General features: G+C 54.0%; 14 protein-coding genes. 9 read left to right on the plus strand and 5 right to left on the minus strand.

Translation table 11 applies throughout. The annotated features are described in order from the left end of the window. Positions 1 to 5: 5 nt before the first annotated feature. The 4 genes from metG (at position 6) to GHN92_RS13510 (ending at position 4,240) form a co-directional block, all read left to right on the plus strand. Positions 6 to 2,057 (plus strand): methionine--tRNA ligase, encoded by a 2,052-nt coding sequence (gene metG / locus GHN92_RS13495; RefSeq protein WP_095019461.1) that lies wholly within the window; start codon positions 6 to 8, stop codon positions 2,055 to 2,057. Positions 2,058 to 2,261: 204 nt separating this feature from the next. Next, entirely contained in the window at positions 2,262 to 3,254 is a 993-nt protein-coding gene (gene rsxB / locus GHN92_RS13500) for an electron transport complex subunit RsxB (RefSeq protein ID WP_095020403.1), read from the plus strand. A gap of 58 nt (positions 3,255 to 3,312) precedes the next feature. Next, the gene (gene nth / locus GHN92_RS13505) at positions 3,313 to 3,951 is read left to right on the plus strand and encodes an endonuclease III (protein WP_095002960.1); all 639 of its coding nucleotides are present in this window, start codon (positions 3,313 to 3,315) and stop codon (positions 3,949 to 3,951) included. Between the two features lie 106 nt (positions 3,952 to 4,057). Next, entirely contained in the window at positions 4,058 to 4,240 is a 183-nt protein-coding gene (locus GHN92_RS13510; RefSeq protein ID WP_016779702.1) for a PA3496 family putative envelope integrity protein, read from the plus strand. Positions 4,241 to 4,325: 85 nt separating this feature from the next. Here GHN92_RS13510 and GHN92_RS13515 read toward each other — a convergent pair whose 3' ends face one another. Next, positions 4,326 to 4,952 (minus strand): response regulator transcription factor, encoded by a 627-nt coding sequence (locus GHN92_RS13515; protein WP_095002959.1) that lies wholly within the window; start codon positions 4,950 to 4,952, stop codon positions 4,326 to 4,328. Positions 4,953 to 5,944: 992 nt separating this feature from the next. Here GHN92_RS13515 and GHN92_RS13520 point away from each other — a divergent pair. Further along, positions 5,945 to 6,736, plus strand: coding sequence for a hypothetical protein (locus GHN92_RS13520; RefSeq protein ID WP_153380372.1), 792 nt, complete (start codon positions 5,945 to 5,947; stop codon positions 6,734 to 6,736). 57 nt (positions 6,737 to 6,793) lie between these two features. Here GHN92_RS13520 and GHN92_RS13525 read toward each other — a convergent pair whose 3' ends face one another. Further along, on the minus strand, positions 6,794 to 8,011 hold the full coding sequence (locus GHN92_RS13525) for an argininosuccinate synthase (protein ID WP_016779698.1): 1,218 nt from the start codon (positions 8,009 to 8,011) through the stop codon (positions 6,794 to 6,796). A gap of 127 nt (positions 8,012 to 8,138) precedes the next feature. Continuing rightward, positions 8,139 to 9,044, minus strand: coding sequence for an OmpA family protein (locus GHN92_RS13530; RefSeq protein WP_095024200.1), 906 nt, complete (start codon positions 9,042 to 9,044; stop codon positions 8,139 to 8,141). Between the two features lie 155 nt (positions 9,045 to 9,199). On the opposite strand from GHN92_RS13530, the gene pyrC reads away from it, so the two are divergent. Both pyrC and rnt read left to right on the plus strand, forming a co-directional pair. Then, complete coding sequence (pyrC, locus tag GHN92_RS13535; RefSeq protein WP_095001401.1) at positions 9,200 to 10,246, plus strand: dihydroorotase; 1,047 nt, start codon at positions 9,200 to 9,202, stop codon at positions 10,244 to 10,246. Next, positions 10,243 to 10,917: a ribonuclease T gene (rnt, locus tag GHN92_RS13540; RefSeq protein WP_016779695.1), complete on the plus strand. Its 675-nt coding sequence runs from the start codon at positions 10,243 to 10,245 to the stop codon at positions 10,915 to 10,917. The genes pyrC and rnt overlap by 4 nt, the downstream gene beginning before the upstream one ends. Positions 10,918 to 10,994: 77 nt before the next feature. Here the strand turns inward: rnt and GHN92_RS13545 are convergent, their stop codons facing one another. Continuing rightward, on the minus strand, positions 10,995 to 11,597 hold the full coding sequence (locus GHN92_RS13545) for a peroxiredoxin (RefSeq protein WP_095001402.1): 603 nt from the start codon (positions 11,595 to 11,597) through the stop codon (positions 10,995 to 10,997). Between the two features lie 278 nt (positions 11,598 to 11,875). Between GHN92_RS13545 and GHN92_RS13550 the strand changes: the two genes are divergently transcribed. Both GHN92_RS13550 and bfr read left to right on the plus strand, forming a co-directional pair. Then, positions 11,876 to 12,094 (plus strand): bacterioferritin-associated ferredoxin, encoded by a 219-nt coding sequence (locus tag GHN92_RS13550; protein ID WP_153380374.1) that lies wholly within the window; start codon positions 11,876 to 11,878, stop codon positions 12,092 to 12,094. A 198-nt stretch (positions 12,095 to 12,292) separates the two neighbouring features. Continuing rightward, positions 12,293 to 12,763, plus strand: a complete 471-nt coding sequence (gene bfr / locus GHN92_RS13555) for a bacterioferritin (RefSeq protein WP_016779692.1) — start codon at positions 12,293 to 12,295, stop codon at positions 12,761 to 12,763. Between the two features lie 91 nt (positions 12,764 to 12,854). Here bfr and grxD read toward each other — a convergent pair whose 3' ends face one another. After that, complete coding sequence (gene grxD / locus GHN92_RS13560) at positions 12,855 to 13,196, minus strand: Grx4 family monothiol glutaredoxin (RefSeq protein WP_016779691.1); 342 nt, start codon at positions 13,194 to 13,196, stop codon at positions 12,855 to 12,857. Positions 13,197 to 13,583: the final 387 nt, after the last annotated feature.

The following is a 13,583-nucleotide window of genomic DNA, read 5'->3' on the forward strand; positions in this document are numbered from 1 at the left end:
GCCCCATGTCCGAGCCACGCAATATCTTAGTCACCAGCGCCCTGCCCTATGCCAATGGTTCAATTCACCTTGGCCATATGCTTGAGTACATCCAGACTGATATGTGGGTGCGCTTCCAGAAACTTCGCGGCAATCAGTGCACTTATGTCTGCGCAGACGATGCCCACGGCTCGGCCATCATGTTGCGCGCCGAGAAAGAAGGCATCACCCCCGAGCAGCTGATCGCCAACGTCCAGGCTGAACACAGCGCCGACTTTGCCGAGTTCCTCGTCGATTTCGACAACTTCCACTCGACCCACGCCGAAGAAAACCGTGAGCTGTCGAGTGCGATCTACATCAAGCTGCGCGAAGCCGGGCATATCGCTACCCGCTCGATCACCCAGTACTTCGACCCGGAAAAGAAAATGTTCCTGGCCGACCGCTTCATCAAGGGCACCTGCCCTAAATGCGGCACTGACGATCAGTACGGCGACAACTGCGAAAAATGCGGCGCCACCTACGCGCCAACCGATCTGAAGAATCCCAAGTCCGCCATCTCCGGCGCCACTCCGGTGCTCAAGGATTCCGAGCACTTCTTCTTCAAGCTGCCCGACTTCGATGCCATGCTCAAAAGCTGGACCCGCAGCGGCGCCCTGCAGGATGCTGTAGCCAACAAGATCGCCGAATGGCTGGATACCGGCCTGCAACAGTGGGATATCTCCCGCGATGCGCCGTACTTCGGCTTCGAGATCCCGGACGCGCCAGGCAAGTACTTCTATGTATGGCTGGACGCACCAATCGGCTACATGGCCAGTTTCAAGAACCTCTGCGCCCGCCGTCCAGATCTGGACTTCGACGCGTACTGGGCCAAGGACTCCACCGCCGAGCTGTACCATTTTATCGGCAAGGACATCGTTAACTTCCACGCCCTGTTCTGGCCAGCCATGCTCGAAGGCGCAGGCTATCGCAAGCCTACTGCCATCAACGTTCACGGTTACCTGACCGTCAACGGCCAGAAGATGTCCAAATCCCGCGGCACCTTTATCAAGGCCCGCACCTACCTGGACCACCTGGCACCGGAATACCTGCGCTACTACTACGCCTCCAAGCTGGGTCGCGGGGTTGATGACCTGGACCTGAACCTGGAAGACTTCGTACAGAAGGTCAACTCGGACCTTGTCGGCAAAGTGGTCAATATCGCCAGTCGTTGTGCAGGCTTTATTCACAAGGGTAACGCCGGTGTGATGGTCGAGGGCAATGCTGCTCCCGAACTGACCGAAGCGTTCCTGGCCGCCGCACCAAGCATTGCCGAGGCCTATGAAGCCCGTGACTTCGCCCGTGCCATGCGTGAAATCATGGCGTTGGCCGACCGTGCCAACGCCTGGATCGCTGACAAGGCTCCTTGGGCAATGGCCAAAGTTGAAGGCAAGCAAGCTGAAGTTCAGGCGGTCTGCGCACTGGGCATCAACCTCTTCCGCCAGCTGATCATCTTCCTCAAGCCGGTCCTGCCAGTACTGGCTGCCGATGCAGAGGCATTCCTGAATGTCGACCCCCTGACCTGGAACGATCACCAGGTGTTGCTGGCCAACCACCAATTGAACGCATTCAAGCCATTGCTGACCCGTATCGACCCGGTCAAGGTCCAGGCCATGACCGATGCTTCGAAAGAAGACCTGGTCGCCAGCCAGACCGACACCGGCAGCGCTGCACCACAGGGCAACGGCGAACTGGTCAAGGAGCCGCTGGCCGCAGAAATCGAGTTCGATACCTTCGCTGCCGTGGACTTGCGCGTCGCGCTGATTCTCAAGGCCGAAGCGGTTGAAGGTGCCGACAAGCTGCTGCGCCTGACCCTGGATATTGGCGACGAGCAACGCAACGTGTTTTCGGGAATCAAGAGCGCCTACCCGAACCCGGCCGAGCTTGAAGGTCGTCTGACCATGATGATCGCCAACCTGAAGCCACGCAAAATGCGCTTTGGCATATCTGAAGGCATGGTGATGGCTGCCGGCCCTGGCGGTGAAGAAATTTACCTGCTCAGCCCGGACAGCGGCGCCAAGCCAGGTCAGCGCATCAAGTAACACTGCCCCTTTGCACCGTCTGGTGGCCTGCAGGCCACCAGACGCTGTTCATCAGTAGCCGCCCCTCCCGTCATGCCGGATAATCAGCCGTCTTTACCGAGCTGAACGATCTTGCACCCACGCTTGACCGTCACGCCCCTAATTATCTCTGCGCATGTTGAGCGTCGCCCAGATGCGACCCGCTGTAGCTGGACTGATCACACCATGAGCCTGATTCAACGTATTGATGCTTTACTGCCGCAAACTCAATGCGGGAAATGCGGCCATCCTGGCTGCAAACCCTATGCGCAAGGTATTGCTCAAGGCGAGGCAATCAACAAGTGCCCGCCTGGCGGTGCCGAAACCATTGCTGCACTGGCCAGCTTGCTCAGGGTTCCCGTACTGCAACTGGATACCGATCGCGGCCAGGCCCCACCGCAAGTGGCCTATATTCGCGAAGCCGAATGCATCGGCTGCACCAAATGCATTCAGGCCTGCCCGATCGATGCCATTCTTGGCGCCGCCAAACTGATGCACAGCGTGATTATCGATGAATGCACCGGTTGCGATCTCTGCGTTGCGCCATGCCCGGTGGACTGCATCGAAATGCACCCGCTGCCTGCCAATGTCATCCCGATTGTCGGCGGCCTCGCTCAGAATGAAGAGCAGTTCAACGCCCGTAACCAGAAACGCGAGCATGCCCGCAAGCGCTTCGAGTCGCGCGACGAACGCCTGCGCCACGAAGAGCTGCACAGGCAAGCTGAACGCCTTGCCCGTGCCCAGCGCCCGCCTGCAGCAACTCTCAGCGGCACGCAAACGGATTTCCCCGGGGCAGCATCAGGCAGCCTCAATGACGCCGCACTTAAAAAAGCCAAGGTCACTCTGGCCATGGCCCGCGCGCAATTGAACAAATCGTTGAAGGCCTTCGGGCATCCGCCAACCGCACAGCAGCAATCTCAGCTGGTTATTCTGCAACAGCAGTTTGAATCCGCGCAGCAGGCACTGGCTCAACTGGAGTCAATGCCCCTGGCCGCCACACCCGCACCGATAGCCAATACTGCCGAACTCAAACGGGCAAAAATCCAGCTGGCCATGCGCCGCGCCGAACTTAAAAAAGCCATGGGCCAAGAGGTGTCCGGCACCGAGCTGACACTTTTGGCTGACGCTGTCACTCAGGCAGAATCCGCACTCAATGCGCTGGATCCGGGCAAGACTTGAAAAAACCATATAAGCGCCCCACCGTTTATCGGACTGCTCTTCAGGAACGTTTTTAACCATGAACGCCGTAAAGCGCCTTGAAATATTTCGCCGGTTTCACGAAGACAACCCTGAACCTAAAACCGAACTGGCCTATTCATCGCCTTTTGAACTGCTTATCGCCGTGATCCTGTCTGCACAGGCCACTGACGTCAGCGTTAACAAGGCAATGGCCAAACTGTTTCCGGTCGCCAACACACCAGAAGCCATCTACGCTCTGGGAGTGGAAGGACTGTCGCACTACATCAAGACCATTGGCCTGTATAACAGCAAGGCCAAGAACGTGATCGAAACCTGCCGTTTATTGATTGAGCGCCATGGCAGCCAGGTCCCACAGACCCGAGAAGAGCTTGAAGCACTGCCCGGGGTAGGTCGTAAAACGGCAAACGTTGTGCTCAATACAGCTTTCCGGCAACTGACAATGGCTGTAGACACCCATATTTTCAGGGTCAGCAACCGAACCGGTATTGCCCCTGGCAAAAACGTGGTGGAGGTCGAAAAAAACCTCATGAAGTACGTACCAAAACCCTACCTGCTGGACGCCCATCACTGGCTTATCCTGCACGGGCGCTACGTGTGCCAGGCGCGCAAGCCTCGGTGCGGCAGTTGTCGCATAGAAGACCTGTGCGATTTCAAGGAAAAAACCTCTGATGATTGAGTGATAGGCGTTCTATGGGCTGATCGATTGAGAAAATCTTTTTTACCCAACGAGCGATTATCGCTATAAGGGGCGCCATTAGCTGTCTTAGCCTGGAGTGAATTGAATGAGCACTGGCAAAGAAGAACTGGAAGTAGAGGAAGATTTCGCAGTAGTCGATTCGGACGAAGTCGTAGAGCCTGTTGTCGAGGTCGCTAAAACCAATCTGGCCAAACGCCGCACCATTGACGCACTGCTGGAAGAAAAACGGCTCAGAAAAGAGCTGGAAGATTATGGATACGACCTGTAATCCCGGAGATACGGCATCAAAAGCCTCCTGTTGTGGAGGCTTTTGCTCAGGGGGCTTGGGGTATTACATCTTCAAGCCCCTCTCTTCACACCAGGCCATTGCGCTGTGCCAGCTCAATCAAATCTACAAGTGAACGGGCATTAAGCTTCAATAAAAGGCGCGTTTTGTAGGTGCTCACCGTTTTATTGCTCAAAAACATGCCATCCGCAATTTCCTTGTTACTCTTTCCACGTGCCAACTGCTGCAACACCATCATTTCTCGCCCAGAAAGGCGATTGACCATATCTGCCTCACTGGCATTCCCCAAGCTTGAACGTACTGAGTGCAAGGCTTGATTCGGGAAATAACTGTAGCCAGACAGTACGGCCTTGATTGCACTCAACAGTTCAGTCAAGTCCTGCTGCTTGCATACATAACCGGCTGCACCGGCTTGCATGCAACGCATGGAAAAGTGACCCGGGGCTTGTGAAGTCAACACCAGCACCTTGATAGGCACTGCCGGTGTGGACAACCGCGCTATAACTTCAAGCCCGTCAAGCCTAGGTATTCCAATATCCAGAATTACGATATCAGGCGCATATTCACGCGTAAGCTGCAAAGCATCCACACCATTATCCGTCTCTGCAATAACCTCGTAGCCATGTCGTTCCATGAGCATACGCACAGCAAGACGAATTACAGGATGATCATCCACGATCAGCACTTTATTCATGGGCCATTCCAATTTATCGCTGTTCGAATTTTCAGAACCAGCACCATAGCCTAGTCGCAACAAACTGGGCATAGCACCCCCTCAAGCATCAACAACCAAAGACATTTCCTACAAATATTGGAGATCAACCCTACAGATATCGCCCATTGAAACGCCCCCCACACACTTTCGTCACAAGCTGCCAGACATGGGAAGACCGAAACTCAAGAAAGCGCCGAGAATTAAAATAAAAACCCAACATAGAACTGCAACACTTTCACACAGATAACGAAATCGCACCCACTTAAGACACATTCAAAAAACCAGATATAAAACACATTCAAAAATCTGACCAAACAGCCTGACAACTCAACTACATACCCCACCCCCATGGCCTGCCGCCCAAATAAAATGCCCCACCCCCATTAAAAACCACAAAAAACACAGTGACAAATCTCAATGTTCATTCAAATTAAATCTACTATTTTTCCAAGGGAAAATATTACAATTTCATGCTTACAGAATCGGACTACAAATCATTAGGAAAACACCTAAAGCATTAAATCACGCTAAAATAACGGCAAGACGTTCGCCCAGGCAAACCCAACCAAGATAAAAATAAATATTCGATAGATACGTTCATCCACCTACAACTCCCTCTCAGACTTATCATTCAAATCAGTCACTGACTAAAAACCTTACACCCTTTACAAAAAACACTTAACGCCCTTTAACAAGGTCCGATCTGATAACGACAGCCCCCCTACAAAAACAAACCTCTTATTCAAGAAATCGATAAATTCCGCCAGCCGGGCGCGACACAATCTCATGCAATTGATTTGCGCCTTAAAAAAAACACGACTAATTTTAAAAAACGCTAGCAACTCCCTGAAGAAAGCGCTGAACCAATCACCCGACTTACATTGACCCTGCACAGATACTCCAAGCTGGCCATACACCGCCAAGAAGCGCCTTCTTCCTTATCATTCCGACTTTTACCAAAAGGCACTTTCATGATGAAAAACACCATAAAAATCAACCACCCACTTACCGTTATCGCTGTTTTTTCAATGCTGACGGAAGCGTCCGCTGCAGTCTCTCTCCCTTATATCGACAGTGAGCATCAAAAAATATACGTATGGTTCCTGATTGTGTTCCCATCACTTCTGATCACGTTGTTTTTCCTGACCTTAAACTTCAATAACAAAACACTTTATACCCCCGCTGACTTATCCAAAGCCGAGAATACTCCGGAAGGGTTCTCTCAGCCGACTGGCCCTTGCCTGAAGCAAGGCAATTCATTTGCAAGCACAAGTACATCCGCACAACTATTTATACCCGCCTGCCCTTCAGGCTCCCCGTACAGCTTATACAGACCCCATAACATCTTCCTTCAAGGCCAAAGAGTCCACCACGTAGACCCTCCCCCGTTTCCACCCCCCGAAAGAGCGCACGCAACATTCTTTGCCAAGAGTCATGCATGGAGAGAGGGCTCAGAGTTAAAAACACTTTATCTTATGGACCTGAACTACCTGCACTTGCTCTCCCCTCATAAAGGCACTGCCGAAGAGGTATTACATATCTATTACAAAGCAACCCGCAAATATAAAAACACGCCCCCCAGACATGCTGTACTGCTACTGCTTACCAACCAGCACTCCAGTATTCCTCAGGAAACTATTCGACGGGCCATCGACAACTTCAAACATACGTCATCCATCAACCATACAACCATTATCAGCTACAACACCGACGCACACAGATTCACCCTGCTTAACTCACCCCGCCCCCAAACAAATACCTGAATTGCAGGCAAAAAAAAGCCCCAGCCAATTGGCTGGGGCTTTACCAGGCGAGCTGTATCAGAACAACTTGCGCCCTTTATTTGCAGCAATACGCATGCGCAATGCATTCAACTTGATGAAGCCGGCAGCATCGGCCTGATTGTAAGCACCGCCATCCTCTTCAAAGGTTGCGATGTTGGCATCAAACAACGACTCGTCAGACTTGCGACCGGTAACAATCACGTTGCCTTTGTACAGCTTGAGGCGAACAACACCGTTAACGTGAACCTGCGAAGCATCAATCATCTGTTGCAGCATGATGCGCTCAGGGCTCCACCAGTAGCCGGTGTAGATCAGGCTGGCGTACTTTGGCATCAACTCGTCTTTCAAGTGAGCGACTTCACGATCCAGAGTAATCGACTCAATGGCGCGGTGAGCACGCAACATGATGGTGCCGCCCGGGGTTTCATAGCAACCACGGGACTTCATGCCAACATAACGGTTTTCGACGATATCCAGACGGCCGATACCGTGTTCGCCACCAATGCGGTTCAACGTTGCCAGAACAGTCGCAGGTGTCATCTCAACACCGTCCAGCGCAACGATGTCGCCATTACGGTAGGTCAGTTCCAGGTACTGCGGCTTGTCAGGAGCGTTCTCCGGAGAGACGGTCCACTTCCACATGTCTTCTTCGTGCTCAGTCCAGGTATCTTCGAGCACACCACCTTCGTAGGAGATATGCAGCAAGTTGGCATCCATCGAGTACGGGGATTTTTTCTTGCCGTGACGCTCGATCGGGATTGCATGCTTTTCAGCGTAATCCATCAGCTTTTCACGGGAGAGCAAGTCCCACTCACGCCAAGGAGCAATAACCTTCACCCCTGGCTTCAAGGCATAGGCACCCAGTTCAAAGCGAACCTGGTCATTACCTTTACCCGTTGCACCGTGGGAAATGGCATCGGCGCCCGTTTCATTGGCGATTTCAATCAGGCGTTTGGCAATCAGCGGACGAGCAATGGATGTACCCAGCAGGTACTCGCCTTCGTAAACGGTGTTGGCGCGGAACATCGGGAAAACGAAGTCACGAACAAACTCTTCGCGCAGGTCATCAATGTAGATTTCCTTGACGCCCATGGCTTGCGCCTTGGCACGTGCAGGTTCGACCTCTTCACCCTGACCCAGGTCAGCGGTAAAGGTTACGACTTCACAGTTATAAGTATCCTGCAGCCACTTCAGGATCACCGAAGTGTCCAGGCCGCCCGAATAAGCCAGAACGACCTTGTTTACGTCCGCCATGCCATCACTCCACGGGTTGTTCGAAAAGCCGAACAGTCTACCGCCCACAGCCATGAATTTACAGAGGCGCGACAGCTTAAGACGACAAAGCGACAGTTTATATCAAAGACGCGACGAGACCGCTGCTTCAGGAAATAGCCGCTGGATTGCTGGGACCTACAGATGGCGCAGCTTTTTCAGGCACAGGGAGCCGTTCCAGGCGGACGCTTACCCGGCGATTTTTCGCCCGGTTTACCCGACTGGTATTCGCCGCCAAGGGGTATTGCTCACCATGAAATCGCACCGTGATCTGCGACTCCTGCAGGCCGTTCTGCTTGAAATACTCCATTACCGCCAATGCCCGGCGGCGCGACAGCTCACGATTGGTCAAGCGATTGCCCTGATTATCGGAATAACCGTCGAGGATGACGTGATTGACTGTAGGGTCTGCCTTCAAGTATTCGACCATGACTTGCAAGTTGACCCGGGCCACCGCGTCCAGTTCGGTCCCCCCGCCAGGGAAACCGATCTGGCTTTGTCTGACCTGCTCAAAGTTTTTCGGTAAAAGCTTTGCGGTACAGGCCTCGTAGTCGCCGTAAGCCTGGCGAAACCTGACAGGGAGCAGGCGTACTTCCGAGACATTGCCCTCACGAGAATAATGCCTTATCAAGGGGCTGCGCCCCTCAATCAAGCCTCGAAACAAGTTGGCGGCCTGCGCCTGGGAACTGTTGAAAAGCACCTGCCCACGGCCAATACGCACCGAGCCCAGGTCAATATCACCACGGCCCGGTTGCCAGGGCGCAGCGGCGGCCAACAGCTTGGCAGAGCCCTCGCCCAACATTGAGTTGTAGGCATTAAGACGAAATACAGCCTGTTCTCCTGCACGCCTTACAAAAGCACCCGAACCAAAATCGGTAATCGGCTGAATCAGACGGCATTCGAATTTGTCACCTTCCACTTTCCACTCGATATTCTCCAGCCGCGTCTGAAAAGTCAGAGCCATGGCTGGCAGGCTGGCAAACATACTGAGCAGGATGAAATAACGCTGGCGCACGGGAGGCTCCACAGGCTTGTACGGCAAAAAAACAGGCCACAGATTTACGGCATGCTCATCAGATATCGGTCAGCAATCACAAAACTTGATAGCGAGTGCCTGCTAGAGTCTTTTCCGGTAGCATTCACCTCAGTTCGACCCGCCTGGAATCCCCAATGTCTGACCGCCTGACCCTGCTGCGTCCCGACGACTGGCATATACATCTTCGCGATGGTGCTGTGTTGCCTCACACTGTCGCGGATGTAGCGCGCACTTTTGGCCGCGCCATCATCATGCCCAACCTGGTACCCCCGGTGCGCAATGCCGCCGAGGCCGACGCCTATCGCCAGCGCATCCTGGCTGCACGCCCCGCTGGCAGCCGCTTCGAGCCGCTGATGGTGCTGTACCTCACCGATCGTACCCAGCCAGAAGACATTCGCACGGCCAAGGCCAGCGGATTCGTCCATGCAGCCAAGCTGTATCCGGCCGGGGCAACGACCAACTCCGACTCCGGTGTAACCAGTATCGACGCGATCTTCCCGGTTCTGGAAGTCATGGCCGAAGTCGGCATGCCTTTGCTGATCCACGGTGAAGTCACCCGAGCCGGCGTAGACGTCTTTGACCGCGAAAAGATCTTCATCGACGAGCATATGCGCCGCGTCGTAGATCGTTTCCCGACGCTGAAAGTCGTGTTTGAGCACATCACCACCGCCGACGCGGTGCAGTTCGTCAACGAGGCTTCGGCCAACGTCGGCGCAACCATTACCGCTCATCACCTGCTGTACAACCGCAATCACATGCTGGTTGGCGGCATTCGCCCGCACTTTTATTGCCTGCCGATCCTCAAGCGCAACACCCATCAGGAAGCCCTGCTGGATGCGGCCACCAGCGGCAGCGAGAAGTTTTTCCTGGGCACTGACTCGGCACCTCACGCCCAGCACGCCAAGGAAGCGGCGTGCGGTTGCGCCGGGTGTTATACCGCCTATGCGGCCATCGAGATGTACGCCGAAGCGTTCGAACAGCGCAATGCGCTCGACAAGCTGGAAGCCTTTGCCAGCCTTAACGGCCCGCGCTTCTACGGCTTGCCCGCCAGCAACGAACAGATCACCCTGGTTCGCCAGGAGTGGACCGCCCCAACCAGCCTGCCTTTCGGCGAGCTGACCGTAATTCCGCTGCGCGCCGGTGAAACACTGCGCTGGCGCCTGCTGGAGGAACAGCTGTGAGTGACGACCATTATGATGACGAACACGAAGGCGGCCATGGCGGCGGTCCACGCCACCCGATGGCAGAGCGCTTTCGCGGTTATCTGCCGGTCGTAATCGATGTTGAAACCGGCGGTTTCAACAGTGCTACTGATGCATTGCTGGAAATTGCTGCCGTAACGATCGGCATGGACGAAAGAGGCTTTGTGTTCCCCGAACACACCTATTTCCACCGTGTAGAGCCGTTTGAAGGCGCCAATATCGAAGCCGCTGCACTGGAATTCACCGGTATCAAGCTCGATCACCCACTGCGCATGGCCGTCAGTGAAGAGACAGCCCTGACCGATATCTTCCGCGGTGTGCGCAAGGCCCTGAAGGCCAATGGCTGCAAACGCGCCATTCTGGTGGGGCATAACAGCAGCTTCGACCTGGGCTTCCTCAACGCCGCTGTCGCGCGCCTGGACATGAAGCGCAACCCTTTCCACCCGTTCTCGAGCTTTGACACCGCGACCCTTGCTGGCCTGGCCTATGGCCAGACCGTCCTGGCAAAAGCCTGCCAGGCCGCCGACATCGACTTTGATGGGCGTGAAGCACACTCGGCCCGTTACGACACCGAGAAAACCGCCGAGTTGTTCTGTGGCATCGTAAACAGCTGGAAACAAATGGGCGGCTGGAAAGACTTCAACGACTGATCCTGTCGTAAAGGCTTACAGCGCACCATAAAAAAACCGGACACTGGGTCCGGTTTTTTTATGCCTGAAACTGACGATTACAGCTGGTCAGCATTTTCAGTCAGGTAAGCCGCAACACCTGCAGTCGAAGCGGTCATGCCCTTGTCGCCTTTTTTCCAGTTGGCCGGGCAAACTTCGCCGTGCTCTTCGTGGAATTGCAGGGCGTCAACCAGACGCAGCAGCTCGTCCATGTTGCGGCCCAGTGGCAGGTCGTTGACGATCTGCGAGCGCACAACGCCTTTGTCGTCGATCAGGAACGCGCCGCGCAGAGCCACGCCGCCTTCGGTTTCAACGTCGTAGGCCTTGCAGATGGCGTGATTGATGTCGGCAGCCATGGTGTATTTCACCTGGCCGATGCCGCCATTGTTCACTGGCGTGTTGCGCCATGCGTTGTGGGTGAAATGGGAGTCAATGGACACCGCAACCACTTCAACATTGCGCGCCTGGAACTCAGGAATACGGTGATCCAGTGCGATCAGCTCGGACGGGCATACGAAAGTGAAGTCCAGTGGGTAGAAGAACACCAGGCCATATTTGCCTTTGATGGCGGAGGACAGCGTGAAGCTGTCAACGATTTCGCCAGTGCCAAGTACGGCGGCGACGGTGAAGTCAGGGGCTTGTTTGCCTACGAGTACGCTCATTGGATATCTCCTGGTGTGCAGCGTGAAAAACAGAACCTGATTGGGCAGCCGTTGAAAACGACGCCAGGCAATCAGCTCCCGGGTAAAAAGACAGGTCATCATACACCGCTCGTCGGAACTGGCAGGCACCCTTTTTCACCCGCCCGAAAGCGCTCAAAAGAACCGTTCGTCAGCACAGTGCCTGAGACCCTCAATTGAGACTCAAGGTACTTTGACAATCATTCTCGTTAACATTAAGATCCTTGGCATTGAATCCCAACCAGCGATGGTTCTTATTTATGTACGTTTGCATTTGCACTGGCGTCACCGATGGAAAAATCCGCGACGCAATCTACGACGGTTGCTGCAGTTACCGTGAAGTGCGTGAAGCGACAGGTGTTGCCAGCCAATGTGGCAAATGTGCCTGTCTGGCCAAGCAAGTGGTTCGCGAAACCCTTTCCTCGCTGCAAGCCAGCCAGGCTGTCATGAGTTTCCCGGCAGAATTTTCAGTCGCCTGATTAACCAATTCCAAAGAACCGGACATAGCGTCCGGTTTTTTTATGCCCAGAATTCAAGTGCTTAGGCCCAAGACGCGGAACACAAACATTCTTATTCCGATTAATTTTCATTTATTATTCAAATACTTAGGTTTGACAGTCTGCAAGGTGCGGATCAAACTCTGCCCTATATACAGTTAATTAAGGCAGGCCCCAGCCATGAAAGGCGACATTTCGGTTATTCAGCACCTCAACAAAATTCTCGGCAACGAACTGGTCGCAATCAACCAATACTTCCTGCATGCACGCATGTATCAGGATTGGGGCCTGGAGAAGTTGGGCGCGCATGAGTACCACGAGTCCATCGACGAGATGAAACACGCGGACAAACTGATTAAACGCATCCTGTTCCTGGAAGGCCTGCCAAACGTACAGGACTTGGGCAAGCTGCATATCGGCGAGCACACCAAGGAAATGCTGGAGTGTGACCTGCGCATCGAGAAGACTGGCCACGCCGACCTCAAGGCCGCCATTGCCCATTGTGAAGTAGTTGGTGACTTTGGCAGCCGGGAAATGCTCGAAGATATTCTTGAGTCGGAAGAAGAACATATCGACTGGCTGGAAACTCAGTTGGGCCTGATCGACAAAGTGGGTATTGAGAATTACCTGCAATCGCAAATGGGTGAGTAACTAACACCCATTAAAAAGCCCCGCCTTGTTTATCACAGAGGCGGGGCTTTTTTATGCGTGCGACAAAACAACTGTCACGACGCGACTGATATCACGCTTCAGTCTTGTTTGCTGCGGCTTTCTCGACAGCTTCTTTGATCAAAGCCTGCAAAGAACCATCAGCGGCCATTTCAGCCATGATGTCGCTACCGCCAACCAGCTCGCCACCTACCCACAATTGCGGGAAAGTTGGCCAGTTGGCGTACTTTGGCAGATTGGCACGAATTTCAGGATTCTGGAGGATGTCCACGTAAGCGAACTTCTCGCCACACCCCATGACTGCCTGAGCAGCTTTAGCCGAAAAGCCGCACTGCGGGGCATTCGGGGAGCCTTTCATGTAGAGCAGAATGGTGTTGTTGGCAATCTGGTCTTTAATAGTTTCGATGATATCCATGGAGCACCTCGGCTGAACTTTCCGACGCAGATGTCGGCACGGTGGCGCATTGTAACGGAAAGCCGAGCGCGACGCTCGGTCTCCCCGACAGACAATAGTATGCCCCTGCTCCCTCCACAAAGCTTGTTGTCCCTGCCGAGAAACGATGGCTGCGAGCAGTTAAACCCCGCCTCATGACAGGAATGCTGACAACGCCATCGCAGCCGTCGCTCCTCGCCAGCGATGACAAATACGACGACCTCGCCCCCCCTCGCAATTGCCAAGCTACGCCACGGCAGTGTACAAATGGGCAGCTGAGGTGAGGCAAACCGCCTGATGTGGCTCATGCAGCGCAAGACCCGCTCAAACCTCTATACATATGACCCTTATTGGCAAGACGCGACATTT

The organism is Pseudomonas sp. FSL R10-2964 (genome assembly GCF_009600035.1).
In the GTDB taxonomy this organism is placed as follows: Bacteria; Pseudomonadota; Gammaproteobacteria; order Pseudomonadales; family Pseudomonadaceae; genus Aquipseudomonas; species Aquipseudomonas bubulae.